The organism is Streptomyces sp. NPDC059740 (assembly GCF_042733155.1).
GTDB lineage: Bacteria > Actinomycetota > Actinomycetes > Streptomycetales > Streptomycetaceae > Streptomyces.
This window is the reverse complement of the sequence record NZ_JBHWGP010000008.1, coordinates 19,510-44,026: the sequence shown is the minus strand read 5'-3', so window position 1 is coordinate 44,026 and position 24,517 is coordinate 19,510. Positions and strand designations below refer to the sequence as shown.

At 72.9% G+C, this 24,517-nt stretch carries 18 protein-coding genes and 1 tRNA gene; 15 read left to right on the top strand and 4 right to left on the bottom strand.

Translation table 11 applies throughout. The features are described 5' to 3' along the window. The first annotated feature begins 6 nt into the window (after positions 1-6). The 4 genes from ACFV3R_RS12640 to ACFV3R_RS12625 all read left to right on the top strand — a co-directional run bounded on the left by ACFV3R_RS12640 (position 7) and on the right by ACFV3R_RS12625 (position 6,878). On the top strand, positions 7-465 hold the full coding sequence (locus tag ACFV3R_RS12640; RefSeq protein WP_385580036.1) for a MarR family winged helix-turn-helix transcriptional regulator: 459 nt from the start codon (positions 7-9) through the stop codon (positions 463-465). Beyond that, a complete protein-coding gene (locus tag ACFV3R_RS12635; RefSeq protein WP_385580033.1) occupies positions 462-3,389 on the top strand; it encodes an FUSC family protein in 2,928 nt (975 codons plus the stop codon). The genes ACFV3R_RS12640 and ACFV3R_RS12635 overlap by 4 nt, the downstream gene beginning before the upstream one ends. Before the next feature lie 530 nt (positions 3,390-3,919). After that, entirely contained in the window at positions 3,920-4,480 is a 561-nt protein-coding gene (locus tag ACFV3R_RS12630) for a transglycosylase SLT domain-containing protein (protein ID WP_385580029.1), read from the top strand. Positions 4,481-4,655: 175 nt separating this feature from the next. Continuing rightward, complete coding sequence (locus tag ACFV3R_RS12625; protein WP_385580026.1) at positions 4,656-6,878, top strand: hypothetical protein; 2,223 nt, start codon at positions 4,656-4,658, stop codon at positions 6,876-6,878. Between the two features lie 96 nt (positions 6,879-6,974). On the opposite strand, the gene ACFV3R_RS12620 is transcribed toward ACFV3R_RS12625, so the two are convergent. Further along, positions 6,975-7,610, bottom strand: a complete 636-nt coding sequence (locus tag ACFV3R_RS12620) for a hypothetical protein (protein ID WP_385580023.1) — start codon at positions 7,608-7,610, stop codon at positions 6,975-6,977. Positions 7,611-7,868: 258 nt separating this feature from the next. On the opposite strand from ACFV3R_RS12620, the gene ACFV3R_RS12615 reads away from it, so the two are divergent. Beyond that, positions 7,869-9,536, top strand: a complete 1,668-nt coding sequence (locus ACFV3R_RS12615) for an SWIM zinc finger domain-containing protein (protein ID WP_385580020.1) — start codon at positions 7,869-7,871, stop codon at positions 9,534-9,536. A 60-nt stretch (positions 9,537-9,596) separates the two neighbouring features. On the opposite strand, the gene ACFV3R_RS12610 is transcribed toward ACFV3R_RS12615, so the two are convergent. The 3 genes from ACFV3R_RS12610 to ACFV3R_RS12600 all read right to left on the bottom strand — a co-directional run bounded on the left by ACFV3R_RS12610 (position 9,597) and on the right by ACFV3R_RS12600 (position 11,135). After that, positions 9,597-10,010: a type II toxin-antitoxin system VapC family toxin gene (locus ACFV3R_RS12610; RefSeq protein ID WP_385580018.1), complete on the bottom strand. Its 414-nt coding sequence runs from the start codon at positions 10,008-10,010 to the stop codon at positions 9,597-9,599. Next, positions 10,007-10,270: a CopG family transcriptional regulator gene (locus ACFV3R_RS12605; RefSeq protein ID WP_385580015.1), complete on the bottom strand. Its 264-nt coding sequence runs from the start codon at positions 10,268-10,270 to the stop codon at positions 10,007-10,009. The genes ACFV3R_RS12610 and ACFV3R_RS12605 overlap by 4 nt, the downstream gene beginning before the upstream one ends. Positions 10,271-11,063: 793 nt before the next feature. Then, positions 11,064-11,135 (bottom strand) — tRNA-Arg (locus ACFV3R_RS12600). Positions 11,136-11,631: 496 nt separating this feature from the next. Here ACFV3R_RS12600 and ACFV3R_RS12595 point away from each other — a divergent pair. The 10 genes from ACFV3R_RS12595 (at position 11,632) to prfA (ending at position 24,479) form a co-directional block, all read left to right on the top strand. Next, on the top strand, positions 11,632-12,072 hold the full coding sequence (locus ACFV3R_RS12595) for a response regulator (RefSeq protein ID WP_385580012.1): 441 nt from the start codon (positions 11,632-11,634) through the stop codon (positions 12,070-12,072). Between the two features lie 159 nt (positions 12,073-12,231). Then, a complete protein-coding gene (locus tag ACFV3R_RS12590) occupies positions 12,232-13,473 on the top strand; it encodes a DALR anticodon-binding domain-containing protein (protein ID WP_385580008.1) in 1,242 nt (413 codons plus the stop codon). A gap of 26 nt (positions 13,474-13,499) precedes the next feature. Continuing rightward, positions 13,500-14,903: a diaminopimelate decarboxylase gene (lysA, locus tag ACFV3R_RS12585; protein ID WP_385580005.1), complete on the top strand. Its 1,404-nt coding sequence runs from the start codon at positions 13,500-13,502 to the stop codon at positions 14,901-14,903. A 151-nt stretch (positions 14,904-15,054) separates the two neighbouring features. Continuing rightward, positions 15,055-16,347, top strand: a complete 1,293-nt coding sequence (locus tag ACFV3R_RS12580; RefSeq protein WP_385580002.1) for a homoserine dehydrogenase — start codon at positions 15,055-15,057, stop codon at positions 16,345-16,347. A gap of 8 nt (positions 16,348-16,355) precedes the next feature. Then, on the top strand, positions 16,356-17,456 hold the full coding sequence (thrC, locus tag ACFV3R_RS12575; protein ID WP_385579999.1) for a threonine synthase: 1,101 nt from the start codon (positions 16,356-16,358) through the stop codon (positions 17,454-17,456). A 361-nt stretch (positions 17,457-17,817) separates the two neighbouring features. After that, on the top strand, positions 17,818-18,735 hold the full coding sequence (gene thrB / locus ACFV3R_RS12570) for a homoserine kinase (protein WP_385579996.1): 918 nt from the start codon (positions 17,818-17,820) through the stop codon (positions 18,733-18,735). A gap of 381 nt (positions 18,736-19,116) precedes the next feature. Beyond that, positions 19,117-21,159, top strand: coding sequence for a transcription termination factor Rho (rho, locus tag ACFV3R_RS12565; protein ID WP_385579993.1), 2,043 nt, complete (start codon positions 19,117-19,119; stop codon positions 21,157-21,159). A 550-nt stretch (positions 21,160-21,709) separates the two neighbouring features. Continuing rightward, on the top strand, positions 21,710-22,834 hold the full coding sequence (locus tag ACFV3R_RS12560; RefSeq protein WP_385579991.1) for an LCP family protein: 1,125 nt from the start codon (positions 21,710-21,712) through the stop codon (positions 22,832-22,834). Between the two features lie 197 nt (positions 22,835-23,031). Beyond that, positions 23,032-23,256: a 50S ribosomal protein L31 gene (rpmE, locus tag ACFV3R_RS12555; protein WP_385579989.1), complete on the top strand. Its 225-nt coding sequence runs from the start codon at positions 23,032-23,034 to the stop codon at positions 23,254-23,256. 152 nt (positions 23,257-23,408) lie between these two features. Then, positions 23,409-24,479, top strand: a complete 1,071-nt coding sequence (gene prfA / locus ACFV3R_RS12550) for a peptide chain release factor 1 (RefSeq protein WP_385579984.1) — start codon at positions 23,409-23,411, stop codon at positions 24,477-24,479. The last annotated feature ends 38 nt before the right edge of the window (positions 24,480-24,517 follow it).

Here is a 24,517-nt window from a genome sequence, read left to right as displayed (position 1 = left end):
TGCCGTATGCAATCATCGTCGACGCCCGACGAGCAGCGCATCGAGCATGCCGCTCGCGGTTTCCTCAGGGGCATCGGCAGGCTCTCGCAGTCCCTCTTCCGGATCGGCGACTTCGGACTGTCGCGTAGTCACACGACGGTGCTGGACGCCCTGGAAGGCCGCTCGCGCAGGGTCACCGAACTCGCCGGCCTCACCGGTCTCGCCCAGCCGCGGGTCACCGTCGTCCTCAAGGAGCTCGAGGAGCGCGGCCTCGTCGAGTGCGCGCCCTGTCCGCTGGACCGCCGCGCCAAGGAGACCCACATCACCCCCGCCGGCCACGCACTCCTGGAGCAGGGACGGCAGCGGATGGCCGTCGCCCTCCTGGAGGGGCTGAGCGCCACCGTCGACGATCCGGAGCGCGCCGTGGCCCTCGCCCGCGACTCCGTCACCACCCTTCTGCACGCCATCGAACCGGAGGTCAGTTGACCACGCCAGCCACAACCCGCCCCGACACGACTGCCGGCGGAACGGGACGCGCCGCGTCCCGCTCGGGGTCCATAGCCCCGCACCGCGTCGGCGGGCCGAGACGCTGGTGGGACTGGGTGCTCGCCGCCGACCCGGGACTCGGTCAACTCCAGTCCGGTTGGCGCTCGTTGGTCTCCATGGTCACCTCGCTTGCGGTCGGCTACGGCATGTCCGTGGCCCTCGGCGTCCCGGCCATGCTCGGCATGATGGTCGGCGGCATGATGGGCCTGATGAGCGCGTTCGCCGTCGCGGAGAACACGCCGCTGCGGCTGACCCGCGCCATCCTGTGGATGCCGTTCCCCTACTCCGCGGTACTGCCGCTCTCCGCGTGGCTCGCCCCGCACCGCCCCCTCGAACTGACGCTGATGGGCGCCGCGTTGGCGCTGACCTTCTTCCTCGCGCGGTTCGGGACGATGTACCTGCTCACCGGCATGATGTTGTTCAACGCCTTCATGGTGGGCATGATGGCGGGCGTCCCCCTGGCGCTCTGCGACAAGATGTTCGTGATCGCCCTGGTGTCGGCCGCGGCCGTGCTCGTCGCGCGGCTCCTGCTCTGCTACCCGATGCCGCGTGAGGACCTGCTGCGCACCCAGCGCGCGTTCGTCGTCCAGGCCCGCCGGGTCGCCGAGGCCGCCACCAAGGCCCTCGACCCCGACGCCGACCACGAGGTCGCCGTCAAGCGGATGCGCCGCCACCTGCGGCAGCTCAACGTCACCACCGTCACCATCGACGGCCGCCTCGCGCAGCCCGAGGTCGCCGCCGACCCCGACACCGCCGAACTCCTCCACCAGCACCTCTTCGATGCCGAACTGGCCCTCCAGGGCATCGGCCAGTCGGTGAGCCGGCTCGCCCGCCTCCAGGTGCCGCCGCACCTGCGCGAGGCCATGGTCGTCGGCCTGGTCATCGCCCGCGACACCCCGCTGGGCCGCGCCGACGCGCTGCGCCCCGCCGCCCAGCTCATCCAGCAGCAGGCCGCCGTCGCACTGGACGAGGCCGAGGAGGCCGGCGGTGACCACGCCGAGGCCGCGGCCCTGGCCCGCCGCGTCGGCCACCTCCTGGACTCGCTCGCCGACTCCCTGGCCCACTGGCTGGACCTCGGCTGGAACGGCCCCAAGTCCCGGGCGAAGGTCCCCTTCCAGCCGACCGTCGCCCTGGAGCAGAACAGGCCCGCCGGCACCGGAGCGGTCGCCCGCCGCGTGAGCGCCGCACAGAACACCGGCGGGTGGCGCAAGGTCATCCCGTACCTCCGCCTCCCGCTGCACGCCGCGGTGGCCGTCGCCATCGTCTGCCCCATCACCGACTGGATCGACCCCCGGCGCTTCTACTGGGGCCTGGTCGGCGTCATGATCACGCTCTTCGGCACGAACACCACCCAGGAACGGCTGCGCAAGTTCGGCCACCGCATGGTCGGCACCATCATCGGTGCCGTCCTCGGCGTGGTGCTGCTGCACGTCATCGGCCCCGGCCACGTCTACTGGACGCTGGCGGTCATCGTCGCCGGCCTCACCTTCGGCGCCTGGGGCATCCAGCGTGCCTACGCCTACTGGGTCATCGGCCTCGTCACCGCCCTCGTCCAGCTCTATGGCATGTCCACGCCGTACAACGGCATGGAGCACCTGCTGGCCGAGCGGCTGCTCGACAACGGGCTCGGCATCCTCATCGCCACCGCCTGCGCCGCGCTGATCTTCCCCGTCTCCAGCCGCAAGATCGCGCAGGAGGCGGAGCGCGGTTACGTCTCCGCGCTGGAGCACCTGATCTCGGAGATCGTGCTGCGCTGGAAGGAGCCGGAGGCCCCGGTGCGCCTGCGCGGCGCGGCACGCGGTGTGGATGCGGCCCTCTTCCAGCTCCGCAGCGTCGCCCGCCCGCTGGTCAACATGCCCGGCGTGCGGGGCAGGGGGGCGCAGAACCGCCTGGCGCTGCTGACGACCGCCACCGGCCACGCCCGCGCCCTGGCCGCGGCGGCCGACATCGACATCGACCTGGCGCCGCACCTGGCCGAACGCGTCGAGCGCATCACCGGCACGTTCAGCGAGTCCCTGGCCGCACTCGACCGGCACTTCGCCACCGGCGACACCGACGGCCGCTGGGTCCGGGTCAGCCCCCTCATCCGCGAGCTGGAGTCCCTGCTCACCGGCCCCACCGGCCCGCGCGCCGCCCGCCTGCACACCGCGCTGCGCGAGCTGGCGGCCCTCGACGAGGTGCTGGCGAGCTTCGCCGACAACCGCGGACTGGGCACCACCACCATCTCGCCGAGCGCCGCCGCCTCCCGCGCGGCAGCAACCGCCGACCGCGCCGCCTCCCGCCTGGACCAGCGCACCCAGGCAGCCCTGGCCGCCTGGGCCGCCCACACCCGCCGCCCGGCCGCCCCCGTGCAGCCCACCGGCGCCCAGGGCGGCCGGCCGGTCCCCGGGGCCCAGGTGCCCCCGGCGACCCCGGGCGTCCGCGCCACGACCTCGCACGTCACGCCGGCAGCCCCCGCCTCCCCGGCGGCCCCGGCGGCCCGCCCGGCGAGCGTCCCGGCCGGCGCGGTCCAGCGCGACCTCCCGACGGCCCGCCCGGCCGCGACGGCAACCGCCGCGCCGTCCGCCGATCCCCGGCATACGGACGCGACTGAGGGAGCGGTCACCGTCAGCGGCTCGCTGCGCTGCCCGGACCACCCCACCGGCTGCGACGCCTGGATCACGGTCGTCAGCGACCGCGGCAAGCGCCACACCAGCTCCCGCGCGGTCGGCGGCCAGTACCGCATCAGCGGCCTGCGCCCCGGCGGCTACACCCTCATCGCCTCCGCCACCGCGCACGCCCCCAGCGCCGAGTTCCTCTCGGTGACCCCCGGGGCCGGGGACCTGCACCACGACATCCAGCTGGAGCCGGCGCAGCAGCACTGACCGTCCCGTCCCGCACGAGCCCTCCACCCGGAGGGTCAAGCCCAGAGGGCCCGGAGCAACCGCTCCGGGCCCTCTGGGCGTCTCGTCCCCGCCCCGCTCGTCCTCGCCTCCGACGGACGCCGCCTCCGACGGTGACGGATCAGCGGACGCAGCGTCATCCCGAGCCGCCCGGTGGGCCTTCCCGCGGCACTCGTTGTGAGGGCGGGCACGGGGCGCGGGTCACAGGGGAAGCGCGGTAGTAGCCAGGCAGACTGCGCGAGCAGGGATGGAGGACGCCGGCTTCCGTCTCCGTCCTACCGGCCTTCGTAGGTCACATGTTCGCGTCGGGTGGGAGCCGGTTCCCAGGGTGGTGGACGTACCGGGGAGCCGAGCGCCGGACCGGGCGGGAGTCCTTCCGCCCGAGCCTGACACCGGCCCCGCGACGCGCCGCCCGCGTCGAGCGCACATCCGGAGCTTCAGGGTTCGGGAGCGTGTGCCGCCGACAGCCTGTCGGCCTCCCCACGATGTCCCCCGTATTGGAGAGGTACGCCATGACTGCCACCACCACCGCCACCCGCTTCCGCAAGTACACCGTCGCCGGTATCGCCACCGCCGGTGCCGCCGCTGCCGCGGCCACCCTGGCCCCGACCCCGGCGCATGCTGCCCCGGTGCACGAGGCCAACTCCGCCGCTGTCTCCGTCGCCCACGGCAAGAAGGCCGACGCGAAGGACGCGCAGGCCAAGGAGGCGGCGAAGGTCGCCAAGCTGGTCGAGCAGGGCAAGAAGAAGCACGGCGACGACCTCGACGGCTGGATCCGCACCGCGCTGGACGTGATGCACTACGAGCACATCCCCGGCAGCTACCAGGGCATCCACAAGAACATCATCCGTGAGTCCGGCGGCAACCCGACCGCGCAGAACAACTGGGACATCAACGCCCAGAAGGGCGTGCCGTCCAAGGGCCTGCTCCAGGTGATCCAGCCGACTTTTGACACCTACCACGTCAAGGGCACCAAGGACTCGCTGACGGACCCGGTGGCCAACATCGTCGCTGCGACGAACTACGCGGCCGACCGGTACGGCTCGATGGACAACGTCAACTCCGCCTACTGATCGGTGCAGTGAGGCAAAACAGGCCGGTAGTGGCCGTCGGGACCGTGTGACACGGACCGTCAGCCGCACGGCAGGACGGGCCGGGACCAGCAACTACTGGTCCCGGCCCGTCCTTGTGCGTCCACACCCAGGTCCAGGACGACGTGGCCTCCCGGCCGCCTGTTAGGTTGCCCGGATGATCGGCGGACCGGACTGGGGCACCTTGCGGCACGCGTACGGGAGCGCCGCGGACGTGCCCGGCATGCTCAAGGGGCTCGCCTCGTCCGACCCGGTGGTACGCGAGACGGCCCTCGACGGCCTCTACGGGAGCGTGCACCACCAAGGGGACGTCCACGACTCGACGATCGCCTGCATCCGTCCGCTCTGCGCGCTCGCGACCGACCCGGCGGTCGAGGACCGGCACATGCTTTTGACGCTGCTGGGAAGCATCGCCGAGTCCGCACAGTGCGTCGAGCCACCGGCCGAAAGCCTCGACCCGCAGACGGTGACCGAGGAGCCTGCCAGTCCGGACACCGATGACGAAGACACCGATGACGAGGACGGGGAGATGCTCTCGGCCCTCCATCGGCAGGCCGCCCGGGAAGTACTGCGGACCGAACTGGCCCGCATGACCCCGCTGGTCGCCGACCCGGACCCGGCGGTGCGCGAGAGGGCCGCGCTGCTGCTGGCCCGGTTCAGCCCCGACCGGCATCGGGTCGCCGAGGCGCTCTCCGAACGGGTGGCCGTCGAGCGGGACCCGGAAGCCCGACAGGGCCTGGCGACGGCGTTGGGCGCGCTCCTGCGGCCCACCGAGGCAGGCGAACCTGCACCAGCAGGTGTCCCCGCTGCCGCCTCCGCCCTACGAGCGTTGGCCGCACCGGACGGTGACCCCGGCACGGTTCTCACCGCCCTCGCCGCACTGGCGCGGGGCCTGCCGGAGCAACTGCCCGCAGACGTGCCCACACGGGTGGCCACGGTGATCGGCCACGTCCGGCCATTCGGGACGACCACCCCCGGCACCCCGCGTCCCGGCACCCCCACGCTCCTGTCCCACCTGCGGACACTGCGCGCCGAACGGACCGCTGACGCAGGCGGCCCCGACCAGGAGCGGACGTCCGAAGCCTTGGACGCGCTGCACACGGCCCTGGGTGACCGGGTGGCTCAGCGGCACGAGATGGTGCTGTACGGCCTGCGTCACAGCGACCCGGCCGGCCCGCAGGCGGCGGTACGCCGCGCGGGAGACCTCTACAACGGCTGGCGGGTGCCCGACCCGGCCCCCGGCGTCGCGCTGCTGCACCGCGTGCTCGGCGAGTCCGCCCCGGACCTGGCCCACTGCGCCGCCACCGAACTCCTCGACTGCCGACTGCCACTGGACGAGCAGACGCGGGACGCGGCAGTCGGCATCGCCGCCGCCGGGTCGTACACCACCGCCCCGGACTGGGAGCGGAACCTTCCGGGGGTGTGCCTTCAACTGCTCGCCGCAGCCGGCGACCCACGGACGGTGGACCTCCTCGGGCCCCTGCTGTCCGGGCGCGCGGTGCCCGAGCGGTTGCCGGACTGGTGCACCTGGCTCGGTCCGCACGCCGTCAGGCTCGGACCCGCACTCGCCACCCGCTTCGGGCAGGCAGTCGCGGAACTGGCGGCGGACGACGAGGCGCCCGAGGGCCACATCCCCCCACCGGTGCAGCGCACCGCCCTCGCCCTGCTGGCGGCCGGCGTACCGGAGACGGGCGAAGCCCTGACACCGTTGCTGGAGGCCCTCGCCGACCTGGCCGACGCCGACGGAGCGGAACTGCACCCCTTCGGTGCCCAGCTGCTGCGCGACTGGCACCGGCTCGGCGCGGCAGCCGAGGCGTCCGCACCGCTGCTGCACCGGCTCACCCGTAACCCGTCCGCGGCAGCCCGCGTCGGTGCGGCACACGCGCTGTGGCGGCTGACCGGCGAGACGACGGACGTCGTCCCCGTCCTCGCCTCCGTCCTGCGCACTCCACCGGGCACCTACGCCGCGGAGCAGGCCCGCCACCACGCACTGGACCTCGCCCTCGACATGCGGCAGGCAGCCGCCGAACTGACCGGCAGGCTGCGGGAGCTGACCGCCGCCGGAGAACCGGCCGCCCGCGCCCGAGCCGCCCTCGCCCTGTTGGCCACCGCACCGGACCAGGCGGAGAGGGCGTGGGCGGCCCTCAGCGAGGCCTGGCAGGAAGAGCGCTCCGTACGCCCGACGGTGGCCGCGGGACTGCGCGGCATCGTGGAGACGACACCTCCCGCGGCGTTCCGCACGCTGCTGCGGGCGGAGCTGGCCGACGTCCGCCGCCTCGGCAACACCGGAAACACCGTCGGCCGACGACGCTACGACTGCGCCCGGGACGAGACCCTGCGCGCCGACTGCGCCGCCCTGCTCACCGTCCCCGGAGCCTGAAGCCCACGACGCGACCACCGCAGCGCCCGACGGTTCAGCGGCCGGACCCCGGACCCGGGCAGCCCGCCGGACGAGGAGGTGCCGGGAGCCCACCCCTCACGGAGCAGCACCCACCCGCCGCCCCAGTTCGTGCCGCGCGGCGTCGAGCGCGGCGAGCATCTCCAGGCGGTCCCGCTCGAACGTGGCCTCGGCCTCCACGCCGAGGTCGTGCCGCAGCGTGACCCTCAGCAGGTACACGCCGTCGGACAGCGGACCGCTGAACCACGCCGCCGCCCGCCGGAGCGCGACAGCATCACCGGGATCAGCCAGCAGGTGCTTCACGACGGCGTAGCCGACCCCGAGAGCACTGTTGAGCCCGGAGGCAACGTCCAGGACGTCCTTCGCCAGGACCATCTGGGCCTGTGAGTACTGCTCGGCCCAGGCCTCCTTGGCAACGTCCAGGGGACCGGGGTCCGGGGACTCCCCACGCTCGACGGCCTTGACCACGTCCCGGGCGGCGACCCGGTAGGCGCGGGCCGTGGTGTTCAGCTGCGCGTACAGGTCGCGCTTGGCCTGCTGTACCTGCTCGGCGCGTTCCTGTTCGCGCTGGCGGTCGGCACGCCGGTTCTGCTCCCGCGCCTCCGCCCGACTCGCCCGCTGACTCAGCACCGCCCCGCCCAGCGTGCCGCCCAGGGTGCCCGCCACGCTGATGAGCGCTACGGCAAGCGTGGTCACGTCCACGAGATCCCCCACTCGTCCCCACCTCGACCGGTGAGCGGCCTTTCTCCCGCGCCGAAGGCGAGCCGCCGCCCCGATGATTACTGCCCTCGGCCGAGTGCGGCAACGGCCGCAGGTGGGATTCCCTGCTCAGGGACCCGGCACCACGGGGATCGTCGCGGGGCAGCCGGTCCCGAGCCGAGCTGTGTGCCCCGCTGCCCGCGAGGTGCTGTCGGGCGAGGGCCGTTAGGGTGACAGCCGTCGAGCGGAGCCCGAGGCGTGGTGCGGAGAGTCGTGGACGGTCTCACGGAAGCGCAGTTGAGAAAACTCGCCGGTGCGCGGTCCTTCGAGCGCGGGCTCGGTTACCTCGACGCGGTGTCGGGAGTCGAGGTCGGCGCCGACCGGGTCAGGGCGTCCGTCCACGGCACCGAGCGGTACGAGGCGGAGCTGGTCCTGGACGGGCCCACGGGTCCGGCAGGGGAGTGCGACTGCCCGTACGGCCAGGAAGGCAACTTCTGCAAGCACCTGGTCGCGCTCGGTCTGACAGTGATCGCCCGGTCTGCCGACGTCCCCCGGCAGCGGCAGGCGGCCCGGGGCCGCGCGCGGAGTCTCGACGCCTGGCTGTCCGGCCTGTCACGGGACGAACTGCTCACCGTCGTACGGGCGGAGGTCGCCGAGGACCGGAACGTACGGCGCCGCCTGGAACTGCGGGCGGCGACCGTCCGGGGCGACCTCGCCGAGGTCCGGTCGCGGGTACGGGAACAGCTCGACATCGGCCCGTTCGCCCGGTACGGCTACGTCGAGTACGCCGATGCCCGCGCCTACGCGGACCAGGCAGGGCAGGCGGTGTCCGCCATCCGGGCGCTGACCGATTCGGGCCGGGCCGCCGACGCCGTGGCCCTGGCACGGGAGGCGATCGGGCTGCTGACCGAGGCGGCGGAGAGCGTGGACGACTCCGACGGAGGTCTCGGACAGGCCGGCGCCGACCTCGCCGACGCCCACCACGACGCCTGCCGAGCCGCCTGCCCCGACCCGGAGGAACTCGCGCACTGGCTGGTCGCTCACGCGCTCGACGACATGGCCGACCTGACGGACGTCGACCCGCTGGACTACGAGGACGTGCTCGGAGAGCGGGGAATGGCCGCCCTGCGCCGGCACGCGGTCGGGGCGTGGCAGGCCAACCGCACCGGCTGGGCCGAGAAGTACCTGATGGAGCGCCTGGCGAGGGCGGGCCGGGACGTCGACACGGTGATCGCCGTGCACGCCGCCGACCTCACGCCGGACGGTCACACCCACCTGGTCATCGCCCGCGAACTGGACGCCGCCGGCCGCCCCGCCGAAGCCCTGGCCTGGGCCGAACGCGGCCTCCGGGACACCGGCGATCTCGCCGCCGTCGACACCGCCCTCGTCGACCACCTCGCCGACCACTACACCCGGGCGGATCGTCTCCCCGACGCCGTCACCCTGCGCCGCGAGCACTTCGCCGCCCGCCGCACCCTGCTCACCTACCAGCAACTGCGCGCCGCCGCGCGGGCCGTCGGCCGCTGGCCGACCGAGCGCGAGAAGGCCCTTGAGCTACTGCGCGCCGAAGCCGGGCGGAAGGACATCTACGGCGGTCCCGTCCTGGTCGACGTGCTGCTGGACGACAAGGAGGTCGACGCGGCCTGGCAGGCAGCCACGGAGTTCGGCGCTCACGACGACCAGTGGCTCACGCTCGCCGACCGGACCCGCGCCCCCCGCCCCGCCGACGCTCTCAGGGTCTACCTGCGCCTGGCCGAGCCCCTCACCCGCCGCACGGGCAACGCCGTCTACGAGCAGCTCGTCAACCTGCTCCTGAGCATCCGTGACTGCCATCGACGCCTGGGCACACCGGACGACTTCACCACGTACGTCACCGCCCTGCGTACCGCTCAGAAGCGCAAGCGGAACCTGATGCGGCTGATGGACGAGCACGGGCTGTGAACACCGGTGCCGGACTCCGCAGGTCGGCCGGTGTCGGCGAGGAGCAGTGGCGTGCGGTCCTCAGATCTTGATGACCGTGGCTTGCGACCCGCAGAGCCTGGTGATGTCGTCCGGGTCGGACGTGAGGATGGTGACAGGTCCGGGAGAGGCGAGGGCGGTCGCGCTCAGCATGGCGTCGATCGCGTGCTTGTGGCCGTGCAGACTGCCGTCGGCGAGGAGAGCGGCGGCATGGCGAGCGATCGGTTCGGTCACGGGTTCCACGACGATTCGGGAGAGGGTCCATTCCAGTGCGGGACGGTTCACACGCGGGTGCACCACTTCCACCAAGGTGGCTGCGGACGTGGTCACACGCAGGTCATCGGCCCGGGCGAGCGCGAGCCAGGAGGTGATCGCCCGGTCTCGCCGTACGGCTTTGGCCAGTCCTTCGCTGTCCAGTACCAGCGTGCCGCCCGGGGTGGCCGAGGGGCGTGTCACGCCGCGCTCTCCCGCTCGCCGGCCTGCTGCGCCCGCGCCTGGTGCAGTTGCTCGCGCAGGGCCTGCACCTCGTCCTCGGTGACGGGGCCGTGTTCCGCCTCCGCGACCTCGATGAGTTCGTTGAGGTTGTCGCGCTCGATCTGCCGAGCGACGGCGGCGGCGACGTAGGCCGACAGACCGGAGTGACCACTACGGGCGCGGGCGGCCTCGGCGATGTCCCGGGGCATCGTGATCGAGTACTTCTGGGTAGGCTCGCTCATGCTCTTTATGCTACCGAGTATGCCCCCTGGTTCGGAGTGACGCAGGCCGGGTCCCGCCGTGCGCGCCCGTGCAGCAGCGACGCCGACCGCGGCACGAGCGCGGCGGTTTGCCCGCGCCCTGCACCGCCGCACCCTCCCGTCGTCGAACGGAGAGCTCACGGTATGCCGCCCCACTGCGGCCGCGGTGCGTGTCCGTCGAACAGTGCAGAACTCCCGACCCGCGAGCGCGTTCGCGGCCTGGGGTGGGACGGGCATCAGCGTGCGCGAGGAGGGCGGTCGTCCCGTTCGCAGGCGGCACGAGGCCGGCCCCGATCCGGCTACGTACGTCGAGCGGGTTTCCCGAGGAGGACAGGTGCGGATCCCAGTCTGCGAGCACGCCAAGGCCGGCCTGGCCAAAGCCGGGCAGGAGACAGCCTTCAGGCTGAACCAGCTGTCCGAGGCCGAGACAGGCTCGAGGAGTCGGAAGCCGCGCAGCCACCGGACGAGACGGCGACCGAGGCCCAGAAGGTCGAGGTCGACCAGGCTCGGGAGAACTGGCTGGAGGCAAGGAAGAACAGAGGACTGGCAGGAAGCGGTGGACGAACTCTGCAGTCCGTAGCACGGACGGATGGGGCCGGTCGCGGTCCGGGACGGTCCTGAGGCCGACGGAGCTTGTCAGATGTGGGGCGCGGATGTCGCAGAAACGCGCCATCCGTGAGAGACGAAGAGAGGGAGCGGGAGTCGATGACTCCCGCTCCCTCTCTTCCCGGCATCCGCCCCGCTCAGCGCATGATCTGTGCTGGCTGTAGGCGAGTGCCCCCGGCAGGATTCGAACCTGCGCACACGGCTCCGGAGGCCGTTGCTCTATCCCCTGAGCTACGGGGGCGTTGCCGCCGGTGTTCGCGGCGACGGGTAGAACACTACCAGCTCCGGTGGGGTGATCAGGAACGGGTTCGGGGAGTGCGGTGGGTGGTGCCCGGGGCGAGGTGTGCGGCGGTCTGTGGGGCTGGTTGCGGCGCCTGGGGTCGGCCGGGAGTGACCGGCGCAGAGATTCGGGTCTCGGCAGGGCGTTCCGGTGCCGGGGGGACGCCTGTGCAAGGGCGGTGGCGGTGGCGGGCGAGTGCGGGGGAGGGCCCGGCATCACCGTACCCACCCCGGGGGCGGCCTCCGCGCGGAAAGGATTCCTCGCAGGACCGGGGGGTGCCCGCGCCGCCCCGGAGGCGGGGGTGGGCCTCGTGGGGGAGGGGTGGCCGTGGGGCCTTCGGGGAAGGCCTTAGCGCAGGACAGGGGGAGGTGCCAGTGGTTCCGGGAAGGTCGCTCAAGCCGGGTGAGAAGTGGGGGAAAGTGGCCCGGGGAGGGGCTCACGCGCCTAATCTCGAAGGGTGCCTGGGTTGTCCGGCCGGGTCCTTGTCGTCGACGACAACAAGGTGATCCGGCAGCTGATCAGGGTCAATCTCGAGCTGGAGGGCTTCGAGGTCGTGACCGCGGTTGACGGTGTCGAGTGTCTCGACGTCGTCCACGAGGTGTGCCCTGACGTCGTGACGCTCGACGTCACCATGCCGAGACTGGGAGGCATGGAGACGGTCGCGCAGCTCCGCGCCGACCCCCGCACCAGAGACCTGCCGGTCGCCATAGTGAGCGCCTGCCACGAGCCGGAGGCGGCCACCGGCTACTCGATGGCCCTCGTGGACGCCTTCGTCGCCAAGCCCTTCGAGCCGGTGGAGCTGGTGCGTACGGTCCGGGAGCTCGCCGAACGGCGGCTGGCCGCCCAGAGCCAGAGCACCGGTCGCGGTGAGGACGCCTCCTCGGCCGAGGAGGGGTGAGGCGCCGGTAGCACCGGACGGCAGGTGCGGTGCGGGGGTGCGGCGTCCGGTGTGCGGTGGTGGAGGCGGCGCGGTCGGCGGGGCGTCGGACGGCTCGGCTCCGGACCGCCGGGAATCCGGGTCGCGGCCCTGAGGGGGGTCTCCCATAGGCTTGGGGGTGTGACCCCCGCCGAGCTCTCCGACGCCGTGCTGCGCTGCGTGCGCGATGCCGTGGCGGCGAGGGAGCTGGACGTTCCGGTTCCCCGTGACCCGCGGCAGGCGGCCGTCCGTGCCGTGCGCAGGGTCGGCGGATCTCCGGAAGGGGCGGAGGACGCCCATTACGCGTCGAGCATCGCCCTGCGCCTGGCGGGACCCGCGGGGCTCCCGGCGGCCGAGGTCGCCGCGCTGGTGAGCCGGCGGCTGGCGGCGGTGCCGGGGATCGAGCGGGCCGAGGTCGCCGGGCCCGGATTCGTCAACGTCGTCCTGGACGAGGGCGCCCCCGTCGAGCTCGTGCGCCGCATCCGTGCGGCCGGTCCCGCCTTCGGGCGGGTGGACCTGCATCCCGGCGCCGGCCCGGGCGGCTCCGCAGGCCCGGGTGGCTCCTCGGGCTCGCCCGCAGGCGCTGCCGGAGCGGCCGCGGCCTTCGTTCCCGCCCCGCACCTGCGGGCCCGGGTGACGGCCGAGGTGCTGGAGCGGTTGACCGCGGCCGCCGGCGTCCCCGTCGCGGCACCGGAAGCCGTGGACCCGCTCGCGGTGCGTCCGCCGCAGTGGCTGACCGGGTCGGGGGCGCCGTCCGCGGGCCGCCCCGCCGAGTCCGTCTCCGCGGCCTCGCCCGTCCTTCCGGCTCCGGCCGCCCGAGAGCCCGGGCGGCCGGAGCCGGACATCCGGGAAGCCGACCCCCGGGAAGCCGACCTGCTGGAGGCCGCGCTCCTCGCCCGCCTCGGCTCCGACGACCTGCGGTGGGCGCTGCTGCGTCCGGCCGCGGGTGACCTGCCGAGGCTGCCCGAGCGGCCCGTGCAGCGGGAGCGGAACCCGCGCTTCCGCGTCCAGTACGCCCGTTCCCGGGCCCACGCGCTGTCGCGGGAGGCCGGGCGGCTCGGATTCGACGCGGAGCCCGGCGAGGTCCTGGCCGACGGCCCCGAGGCGGTCGCGGCGACCGGGGCGCTCTGCGCGGCACTCGCCGCCCACCCCACCGAGCTGGAGCTGGCCGCCCGCCGTCGCGCGCCGGACCGCTTCGTGCGCCACCTCGAAGTGGCGGCCGACGTCTTCACGCGGTGGAATGACCTCTGCCCGCCGCTGCCGAAGGGCGAGGAGAAACCCTCGGCCGCCCACCGCGCCCGGCTGGCGCTCGCCGAAGCCGCCGGGACGGTGCTCGCAGGCGGCCTCGACCTGCTCGGCGTCACCGCGCCCGCACACCTGTGAACCACCGAGGGGAACTTCGAACCACCATGAGCCGCTCCGCCCACCCCGCCGGCCCCCGCCACGCCGACGTCCTTCCTGAGGGCCACTACTCGCCGCCCCCGACCGACCTCAACGGCCTGGACGGCCGGGTCTGGTCCCGCACCGTGCGCCGTGCCGAGGGCCGGGGCCCCGACGGCGTCGTCAGCGTGGGCGGCATCGACGTGCGCCGGCTCGCCGAGGAGTTCGGCACCCCGGCCTACATCCTGGACGAGGCGGACTTCCGCGCCCGGTGCCGGGCCTGGAAGGACGCCTTCGGGGAAGGCGCGGACGTCTTCTACGCGGGCAAGGCCTTCCTCTCCCGCGCCGTGGTGCGCTGGCTCCACGAGGAGGGCATGAACCTCGACGTGTGCTCGCCCGGCGAGCTGGCGACCGCGCTGGACGCCGGCATGCCCGCCGAGCGCATCGCGCTGCACGGCAACAACAAGAGCACCGCGGAGATCACCCGGGCCGTCGAGGCCGGTGTGGGACGCATCGTCCTGGACTCCTTCCAGGAGATCGTGCGGGTCGCGGACGTGGCGCGGCGGCTCGGCCGGCGGCAGCGGGTGCAGATCCGCGTCACCGTCGGCGTCGAGGCCCACACCCACGAGTTCATCGCCACCGCCCACGAGGACCAGAAGTTCGGCATCGCCCTGGCCGACGGCATGGCCGCGGAGGCCGTCCGGCGCGTCCTCGGGCTGGACTCGCTGGAACTGGTCGGCATCCACTCCCACATCGGCTCGCAGATCTTCGACATGGCCGGTTTCGAGGTGGCCGCCCGGCGCGTGGTAGCGCTGCTCACCGAGGTGCGCGACGAGCACGGCGTCGAGCTGCCCGAGATCGACCTCGGCGGCGGCCTCGGCATCGCCTACACGCCCGAGGACGACCCGCGCGAGCCGCACGAGATCGCCAAGTCGCTCGGCGACATCGTCACGCGCGAGTGCGCGGCGGCCGGCCTCGCCGTGCCCCGCCTCTCGGTCGAACCGGGGCGCGCCATCGCGGGCCCCACCACCTTCACCCTCTACGAGGTCGGCACCATCAAGGAGCTGGAGGGGCTGCGCACCTACGTGAGCGTCGACGGCGGGATGTCCGACAACATCCGCACCGCGCTCTACGACGCCGAGTACTCGGTGGCGCTGGTCTCCCGCGCCTCCGAGGCCCCGCCGATGCTCTGCCGGGTCGTCGGCAAGCACTGCGAGAGCGGTGACATCGTGGTCCGGGACGCCTTCCTCCCCGCCGACCTGGCGCCCGGCGACCTCATCGCGGTGCCGGCCACCGGCGCCTACTGCCGGTCGATGGCCAGCAACTACAACCACGCGCTGCGGCCCCCCGTCGTCGCGGTGCGCGAGGGTGAGGCCCGTGTCGTGGTCCGCCGGGAGACGGAGGAAGATCTCCTGCGGCTGGACGTCGGATGATGAAATCATCGTCTCGTCATCTGGACGAAGGGCGGAAACCTCCGCCCCGTCGGGGAGACTGGTGGGCCCGGGTCCGCCCGGAGGGGCTCCCGCCTGCGGCAGTGCCGGAGGCGAGGGGAGCGAAGCTGTGTCGAGGAGAAGCAGGGGTCGAATGATGCGTACGCGTCCGCTGAAGGTGGCGCTGCTGGGCTGTGGGAACGTCGGCTCAGAGGTGGCGCGCATCATGACGACGCAGGCCGACGATCTCGCCGCCCGCGTCGGTGCGCCCCTGGAGCTCGCCGGCATCGCGGTGCGCCGGCCCGACAGGGTCCGTGCGGGCGTCCCGGCCGAGCTGGTCACCACCGACGCCACCGCGCTGGTCAAGCGCGGCGACATCGACGTGGTCGTCGAGGTGATCGGCGGGGTGGAGCCCGCCCGCACCCTGATCACCACGGCCTTCGAGCACGGCGCGAGCGTGGTCTCCGCCAACAAGGCGCTGGTCGCCGCCGACGGCGCCGCGCTGCACGCCGCGGCGGAGAAGGCGGGCGCAGACCTGTACTACGAGGCCGCGGTCGCCGGGGCCATCCCCCTGGTCCGCCCGCTGCGCGAGTCGCTGGCCGGCGACAAGGTCAACCGCGTCCTCGGCATCGTCAACGGCACCACCAACTTCATCCTGGACCGGATGGTCACCAGCGGCGCCGGCTACAGCGAGGCGCTGGACGAGGCGACGGCGCTCGGGTACGCCGAGGCCGACCCGACCGCCGACGTGGAGGGCTTCGACGCCGCCGCCAAGGCCGCGATCCTGGCCGGCATCGCCTTCCACACCCGGGTGACCATCGACGACGTGCACCGCGAGGGCATCACCGAGGTCACCGGCTCCGACATGGCCTCCGCCCGCCGCATGGACTGCACGGTGAAACTGCTGGCCATCTGCGAGCGCACGGCCGACGGGTCCTCGGTGACCGCGCGGGTGCACCCGGCGATGATCCCGCTCAGCCACCCCCTCGCCTCGGTGCGCGAGGCCTACAACGCGGTCTTCGTCGAGGCGGAGGCGGCCGGGCAGCTCATGTTCTACGGGCCGGGCGCGGGCGGTTCGCCGACGGCCTCCGCGGTCCTGGGAGACCTCGTCGCGGTATGCCGCAACAAGCTCGGCGGCGCCACCGGTCCCGGGGAGTCGGCCTACACGGCGCTGCCGGTCAGCCCGATGGGCGATGTGGTCACCCGGTACCACATCAGCCTCGACGTGGCCGACAAACCGGGTGTACTGGCACAGGTGGCGCTGATCTTCGCCGAGCACGGGGTGTCGATCGACACCGTCCGTCAGCAGGGCAAGGACGGTGAGGCCTCGCTCGTGGTCGTCACCCACCGGGCCACCGACGCGGAACTGTCCCGTACGGTCGAGGCGTTGCGGGAACTGGACACCGTGCGGGACGTCGCCAGCATCATGCGGGTCGAAGGGGAGTAAGGAAGATCATGTCCACAGCAGTCAGCGGCCCGTCCGCGCCTGTCGCCGCCCGGAGCCACCAGTGGCGCGGCATCATCGAGGAGTACCGCGACCGGCTGCCGGTCGGCCCGGACACCGAGGTCGTCAGCCTCCGTGAGGGCGGCACCCCGCTCGTGCCCGCCCAGGTGCTCTCCGAGCGCACCGGGTGCGAGGTCCACCTGAAGGTGGAGGGCGCCAACCCCACCGGTTCCTTCAAGGACCGGGGCATGACCATGGCGATCACCCACGCCAAGGAGCAGGGCGCCAAGGCGGTCATCTGCGCCTCCACCGGTAACACCTCCGCCTCGGCCGCCGCCTACGCGGTGCGCGCCGGCATGGTCTGTGCCGTCCTCGTCCCGCAGGGCAAGATCGCGCTGGGGAAGATGGGGCAGGCGCTGGTGCACGGCGCGAAGATCCTCCAGGTCGACGGGAACTTCGACGACTGCCTCGACCTGGCCCGCGGCCTCTCCGAGAAGTACCCCGTCGCACTCGTGAACAGCGTGAACCCCTCCCGCATCGAGGGGCAGAAGACGGCGGCCTTCGAGGTCGTCGACATGCTCGGCGACGCGCCCGACATCCACGTGCTGCCGGTCGGCAACGCCGGCAACATCACGGCGTACTGGAAGGGCTACCGGGAGTACGCGACGGACGGCCTGGCCACCCGTACCCCGCACATGTGGGGCTTCCAGGCCTCCGGCAGCGCGCCGATCGTGCGGGGCGAGGTCGTCAAGGACCCGCACACCATCGCCACCGCCATCCGTATCGGCAACCCCGCCTCGTGGTCCTTCGCCGAGGCCGCCCGGGACGACTCCGGCGGCCGGATCGACGCGGTGACCGACCGTCAGATCCTCGCCGCCTACCGCCTGCTGGCCGCCCAGGAGGGCGTGTTCGTGGAGCCGGCCTCGGCCGCCTCGGTGGCCGGTCTGCTCGCCGCCGCCGAGGCCGGGACGCTGGAGCGCGGACAGCGCGTGGTGTGCACGGTCACCGGCAACGGCCTGAAGGACCCCGACTGGGCGGTGGCCGGCGCGCCGCAGCCGGTCGTGGTGCCGGTCGACGCGGACGCCGCCGCGGAGCGGCTCGGCCTGGCGTAGGCCCCCGCCGAACCCGCCCGGCGGCGCCCCCGTGCGGCGCGCTGCCGGGCCGGGGCTCCGGGGTGCACCGGCGCCGAGGTGATCACCAGCGCAAACCCAGCAAATGCCTGGGGGAGGGGTTTCACCGGCGACGCGGCCCACGCGCACTCCCGGCGCACGGCGACACGCAGCCGGAGTCAGTCGTGCGCCCTATGTCGCGCCAGAACCTTCCTTCGATAGGCTGGTCACAACTCCCCCCGCCGCGGCGCTTAGCGCAGTGGTGTGTCGGGCAGGTCAGAAACAGACCCCTCCGGTCGTCCGCCCTCGGCGCCGACGGTCCCGGGGCATCACTGCCGCATCAAGCAAGGAGAGTCATCGAGCGATGGCCGGTCCCGCGTTCCGCGCCGCCGCCGTCCGGGTGCGCACCCCCGCCACCAGCGCAAACCTCGGTCCCGGCTTCGACGCCTTCGGCCTGTCGCTGGGGCTCTACGACGACGTCGTGGTGCGGGTGGCCGACACCGGCCTGCACATCGACATCGCCGGCGAGGGCGCGGACACCCTGCCGCGCGACGAGGGCCACCTGCTCGTGAGGTCGATGCGCCGCACGTTCGAGGTGCTCGGCGGCCAGCCGCGCGGTCTGGAGATCGTCTGCGCCAACCGCATCCCGCACGGACGCGGCCTCGGCTCCTCCTCCGCGGCCATCTGCGCCGGCATCCTCGCCGCGCGAGCCGTGACCATAGGCGGCGACCAGCGACTCGACGACGCCGCCCTGCTGGAGCTGGCGACCGAGATCGAGGGGCACCCGGACAACGTCGCGGCGTGCCTGCTGGGCGGCTTCACCCTGGCCTGGACGGACACCGGGGCGGCGCGTGCGGTGCGCCTGGATCCCGACGAGTCGGTCGTGCCGGTGGTGTTCGTCCCGGACCGGCCGGTCCTGACCGAGACCGCCCGGGGGCTGCTGCCCCGCACGGTGCCGCACAGTGACGCCGCCGCCAACGCAGGCCGCGCCGCGCTGCTGGTCGAGGCGCTCAGCCGGCGCCCCGAACTGCTGCTGGCGGCGACCGAGGACCGTCTCCACCAGGACTACCGCGCTCCCGCGATGCCGGAGAGCGTGGCGCTGGTGAACCGGCTGCGCGGGGACGGCGTCCCCGCGGTCATCTCCGGCGCGGGCCCCACGGTGCTCGCGCTGGTCGAAGACGGTGCGGCCGACAAGGTCGCACGGCTGGCGGGTGAGGGATGGGCCGCCAACCGGCTCGCCCTCGACGCGGCGGGCGCGTGCGTGCTGCCGCTCGCCGGGTGATCGACGATCGGCCGTCCCACGATTGCCGGTCTGGAGAGGGGGAATGTTTGATGGAGCCGGTAGTGTTAATCTCAAAGCAGTGCTCGACGCCCGTGTGGCGCGGTGCTTCGTGTCCCCCATCGGGACAGACCTTCTTCCGGGAGCCTCCCCACCTGCTTGGAGCACATGCCTGAGCAGAAGCGTGCATGCTCCGGAATCGGCGTGAGCGACGCCTGATCTCTTGGCATCCCCTCTCGCCGGAACTCAAATGATCTTCCCGCCGTCTTCACTGCGGGACCACCGCCCCGGCCCGGTCCGCACAGACCGAAGGACCGCAAGCCGGACAGCACAACCGGTCGCCGAGCCAGACAGGCCGACGCCCGCTCCAGGGAAGGACCCTTCGTGAGCGACACCACCGATCTGATGGGCGTACGCACCGATGGCAATGCCAGTGCGTCCTCAGACGCCTCTGCCGCGCCTGCCAACGGTGCCGCCCAGACCGGCGCCACCCGGCGTCGCCGTTCCGGCACCGGCCTTGAGGGCATGGTTCTGGCCGAGCTCCAGCAGGTTGCCTCGGGCCTCGGCATCAAGGGCACGGCCCGGATGCGCAAGAGCCAGCTGATCGAGGTCATCCGGGAGCGTCAGGGCGCGGGCTCCGGAACCGCTCCGGCCACGCCCGCCAAGGAGACCGCCGCCGAGGGCGAGGCCGCGACCAAGCCCAAGCGCCGCGCCACCTCCAAGGCCCGCACCGGCGAGGCCGCCGAGCAGCAGGCCCCCGCGGACAACGCCGCCCGCGCCACCGAGCAGCAGCAGATCGACATCCCCGGTCAGCCCGCCGGTGAGGCGCAGCCCGCCGGCGAGCGTCGCCGGCGCCGCGCGACCGCGGCGGCCGGTGCCCCCGAGGCGCAGGGCGACCTCAAGACCGAGGCGCGCACCGAGACCAAGACCGAGCCCCGCGAGGGCAAGCAGGACACCCGCGGCGAGACCGCCAACGAGACCGCCGACGGCCGCTCCGGCAAGGGCGGCGGCGACCGGCAGCAGCAGGACCGCGGCGGCAAGAACGACCGCCAGCAGCGCGGTGGCCAGCGGGACAACCGCCGCGGCGGCAAGGGCGGCAACGAGGACAACCAGTCCGGCGGCAACAACAACCAGCAGCGCGGCGGCCAGCGGGACAACCGCCGCGACAACGACAACGACGACGACTTCGACGGCGGTCGCCGCGGTCGCCGTGGTCGCTACCGGGACCGGCGCGGCCGCCGCGGACGCGAGGACTTCGGCAACGAGCCGCAGGTCGCCGAGGACGACGTCCTGATCCCCGTCGCGGGCATCCTGGACATCCTCGACAACTACGCGTTCATCCGGACCTCCGGCTACCTGCCCGGCCCCAACGACGTGTACGTCTCCCTCGCCCAGGTCCGCAAGAACGGCCTGCGCAAGGGCGACCACGTCACCGGTGCGGTGCGCCAGCCGCGCGAGGGTGAGCGGCGCGAGAAGTTCAACGCGCTCGTCCGGCTCGACACGGTCAACTCCGTCGCCCCCGAACAGGGCCGCGGCCGACCGGAGTTCAACAAGCTGACGCCGCTTTACCCGCAGGAGCGGCTGCGCCTGGAGACCGAGTCCAACGCGCTGACGACCCGGATCATCGACCTGGTCTCGCCCATCGGCAAGGGCCAGCGCGGCCTGATCGTGGCCCCGCCGAAGACCGGCAAGACCATGATCATGCAGTCGATCGCCAACGCGATCACGCACAACAGCCCCGAGTGCCACCTCATGGTCGTCCTCGTCGACGAGCGGCCCGAGGAGGTCACCGACATGCAGCGGTCGGTGAAGGGCGAGGTCATCTCCTCGACCTTCGACCGGCCGGCCGAGGACCACACCACCGTCGCCGAGCTCGCCATCGAGCGGGCCAAGCGCCTGGTGGAGCTGGGCCACGACGTCGTCGTGCTGCTGGACTCCATCACCCGTCTGGGACGCGCGTACAACCTGGCCGCCCCGGCGTCCGGGCGCATCCTCTCCGGTGGTGTGGACTCCACCGCGCTCTACCCGCCGAAGAAGTTCTTCGGTGCCGCGCGCAACATCGAGGACGGCGGTTCGCTGACCATCCTGGCGACCGCGCTGGTCGAGACCGGGTCCCGCATGGACGAGGTCATCTTCGAGGAGTTCAAGGGCACCGGCAACATGGAGCTGCGGCTGGACCGCAAGCTCTCGGACAAGCGCATCTTCCCCGCGGTGGACGTCGACGCGTCCAGCACCCGCAAGGAGGAGATCCTGCTCTCCAGCGACGAGCTGGCGATCGTCTGGAAGCTCCGCCGCGTCCTGCACGCGCTGGACCAGCAGCAGGCCATCGAGCTCCTGCTGGACAAGATGAAGCAGACCAAGTCCAACGCGGAGTTCCTGCTCCAGATCCAGAAGACGACGCCCACCCCGGGCAACGGCAACGACTGACCTCATGGTCGGCGTGCCGCGCCGGTCCACACCGGCACGGGAGTACCACCGAGGGCCCCGTCCTCCCCACCGCGGGAGGGCGGGGCCCTCGGCCGTCCCGCCTCCGCGGCAGCCCGCACAGCCGCCCTGAACGCCCCGGACAGCCGCGGCGCCACCGTGCCGGTGCGCGGGCGGGCACCGCAGCCGGGCCCACCGCCGGACGCAGCCGCGCGGCCCGGCCGGGCACCGAACCGGCTTCCCGGGCCGGAGCGCCGACGATCTGCGCGGGCCCCTGCACCGGGAACCGCATGTGGATTTTCGGTGGAGCCGGGTCTGAGAGCTTGCGCACAGGGGCAGACGGCGTACCGGGGCTGCGAAAAGCCGGCCAACGGGACGAATGTGCAGGTGAGGGCGGAAAGCGAGGCTTGTCGGCGGCGCCGGAGGGGCACTTCGGCCCCGGCCGTGCGCCCAGGGCGCTGTGCGACCCTTCCCGTCGAGCTGTCCTGCCGCGCACGTGGCGAGAAACGACCGGCCGTCGGCGGTGGGCCGACGGAACGAAGGACTGGAGAACATGGCGGACAACAGCCCGGGCGGCAACGCCGGCCGACCCCGTCCCGGCGGCATACGGGCCAGCGGCCGTCGCCGCCGCCGCCCCGACCCGCGCCGCCGCGCGCTGAAGATCGTCCTGTGCGCGCTGGTGAGCTGTGTCGTCCTGGCCGGAGCCGGCCTCGGCTACCTGTACTTCCACCTCAACGGCAACCTCAAGGGCGTCGACATCAACGCCGCGCTCGGCGGTGACCGGCCGAAGAACCCCGACGACGGCTCCATGGACATCCTCGTCCTCGGCTCCGACTCCCGCGCCGGCTCCAACGCGAAGTACGGCAGCGGCGACACCGGGGCGCGCTCGGACACCGCGATGGTCGTCCACGTCTACCCCGGCCACAAGAAGGCGAGCGTGGTCAGCATCCCGCGCGACACCCTCGTCGACCGCCCCGACTGCGTCGAGCACGGCAAGACCGTCCCCGGCGAGCAGGACGCCATGTTCAACACCGCCTACGCCTCCGGCGGACCGGCCTGCGCGGTGAAGACCGTCGAGTCGATGAGCGGCATCCGCATGGACCACTTCGTCGAGGTCGACTTCACCGGCTTCAAGAAGATCATCGACGCGCTCGGCGGCGTGAAGATCACCACCACCAAGCCGATCGACGACGACGACAGCCACCTGCACCTGAGGCCCGGCACCCACACCCTCGGCGGCGAGCAGGCCCTCGGCCTGGTCCGCACCCGCCACGGCGTCCCCGGCGGCGACGGCAGCGACCTGGGCCGCATCCAGCTCCAGCAGACCTTCATCAAGGCGCTCATGCAGCAGGTCAAGAGCGGTGGACTGCTCTCGGACCCGACCCGGCTCTACCGGGTGGCCGACACCGCGACGCAGGCCGTCACCACCGACACCGGACTGGACTCGGTCTCCAAGCTGACCGGGCTGGCCAAGGACCTCGGCGGGATCGACTCCGGGGCCATCAAGATGGTCACCCTGCCCGTCACCTACGACCCGAACGACGCGGCCCGCGTCCTGCCCATGGCCACCGCCGACCACCAGGTCTGGAACGCCCTGCGCCACGACCGTCCGATCCCCGCGAAGGCCACCAGGGGCTCCGTCGGCGACAAGGGCGGCACCTCCGACTACGTGAAGTAGCCGCCAGGGACCACTCCGGACGCACCTCCGCCCCCGTACCGCCCTCCGGCGGCGGGGCGCGGAGGTGCGGGAATACCCGACCCCCCACCCCCGTTTTGGTCCTGTGCGGGCGGTCCTGGCAGACTGGACCGTCGGTCCCGGTTCACGTGCCGCAACCCGCGCCACGACCCGGAGCCCTCCCGAACCTAGGAGATCCCTTGAAGCGCGACATCCACCCCGAGTACGTCGAGACCCAGGTGAGCTGCACCTGTGGCGCCTCGTTCACCACTCGCAGCACCGTCGGCAGCGGCACCATCCGCGCGGACATCTGCTCCGAGTGCCACCCCTTCTACACGGGCAAGCAGAAGATCCTCGACACCGGCGGCCGCGTGGCCCGCTTCGAGGCTCGCTTCGGCAAGAACGCCGGGACCGGACGGAAGTAGCGACCCTCAAGGCGTCGGTCCCCGGTCGTCCCGCAAACGGACGGCCGGGGCCCGGCGCCTTTCGTCAGCGGGCCCACGCCTCGTGGGCCCGCTGAAGCGGTCCAGGCCCCCTGCGGGCACCACGCCCCTGAAGCCCCCTTAAGGAAGCCACGATGTTCGAGGCGGTCGAGGAACTCATCGGCGAACACGCCGACCTCGAGAAGCGGCTCGCCGACCCCGCGGTCCACGCCGACCAGCGCGAGGCGACGCGGCTGAACAAGCGCTACTCCGAGCTCACCCCGATCATCGCGACCTACCGCAACTGGCGCCGGACGGGCGAGGACATCGAGACCGCACGCGAACTGGCGGCCGACGACCCCGACTTCGCCGACGAGGTCAAGCAGCTGAGCGCCGAGCGCGAGCAGCTCACCGAGAAGCTGCGCCTGCTGCTGGTCCCGCGCGACCCCAGCGACGACAAGGACGTCATCCTCGAGGTGAAGGCCGGCGAGGGCGGCGAGGAGTCCGCGCTGTTCGCCGGCGACCTGCTGCGCATGTACCTGCGCTACGCCGAGCGCCTGGGCTGGAAGACCGAGATCCTCGACGCCAACGAGTCCGACCTCGGCGGCTACAAGGACGTCCAGGTCGCTGTGAAGGCCCGCGGCCAGATCGAGCCCGGCCAGGGCGTCTGGGCCCGCCTGAAGTACGAGGGCGGCGTCCACCGCGTGCAGCGCGTGCCCGCCACCGAGTCGCAGGGCCGCATCCACACCTCCGCCGCCGGCGTGCTCGTCACGCCCGAGGCCGAGGAGGTGGAGGTCGAGATCAACGCGAACGACCTGCGCATCGACGTCTACCGCTCCTCCGGGCCCGGCGGCCAGTCGGTCAACACCACCGACTCCGCGGTGCGCATCACGCACCTGCCCACCGGCATCGTCGTCTCCTGCCAGAACGAGAAGAGCCAGCTCCAGAACAAGGAGCAGGCGCTGCGCATCCTGCGCTCCCGGCTGCTGGCCGCCGCTCAGGAGGAGGCCGAACGCGAGGCCTCCGACGCCCGCCGCAGCCAGGTCCGCACCGTCGACCGCTCCGAGCGGGTGCGCACCTACAACTTCCCCGAGAACCGCATCTCCGACCACCGCGTGGGGTTCAAGGCATACAACCTCGACCAGGTGCTCGACGGCGAACTCGACCCCGTCATCCAGGCCTGCGTCGACGCGGACGCCGCGGCCAAGCTGGCCGTCGCCCAGTAGGCGCGTCCACCCCGCAGGACCGCGTCACCCGCACCACC

Excerpts from the sequence above, each read along its gene's own strand:
- ACFV3R_RS12630 (WP_385580029.1), top strand. The coding sequence starts at position 3,920 with ATGACTGCCACCACCACCGCCACCCGCTTCCGCAAGTACACCGTCGCC.
- lysA (WP_385580005.1), top strand. The coding sequence starts at position 13,500 with ATGAGCCGCTCCGCCCACCCCGCCGGCCCCCGCCACGCCGACGTCCTT.
- ACFV3R_RS12560 (WP_385579991.1), top strand. The coding sequence starts at position 21,710 with ATGGCGGACAACAGCCCGGGCGGCAACGCCGGCCGACCCCGTCCCGGC.
- prfA (WP_385579984.1), top strand. The coding sequence starts at position 23,409 with ATGTTCGAGGCGGTCGAGGAACTCATCGGCGAACACGCCGACCTCGAG.
- ACFV3R_RS12605 (WP_385580015.1), bottom strand. The coding sequence starts at position 10,270 with ATGAGCGAGCCTACCCAGAAGTACTCGATCACGATGCCCCGGGACATC.
- ACFV3R_RS12580 (WP_385580002.1), top strand. The coding sequence starts at position 15,055 with ATGATGCGTACGCGTCCGCTGAAGGTGGCGCTGCTGGGCTGTGGGAAC.
- ACFV3R_RS12625 (WP_385580026.1), top strand. The coding sequence starts at position 4,656 with ATGATCGGCGGACCGGACTGGGGCACCTTGCGGCACGCGTACGGGAGC.
- ACFV3R_RS12640 (WP_385580036.1), top strand. The coding sequence starts at position 7 with ATGCAATCATCGTCGACGCCCGACGAGCAGCGCATCGAGCATGCCGCT.
- thrC (WP_385579999.1), top strand. The coding sequence starts at position 16,356 with ATGTCCACAGCAGTCAGCGGCCCGTCCGCGCCTGTCGCCGCCCGGAGC.
- thrB (WP_385579996.1), top strand. The coding sequence starts at position 17,818 with ATGGCCGGTCCCGCGTTCCGCGCCGCCGCCGTCCGGGTGCGCACCCCC.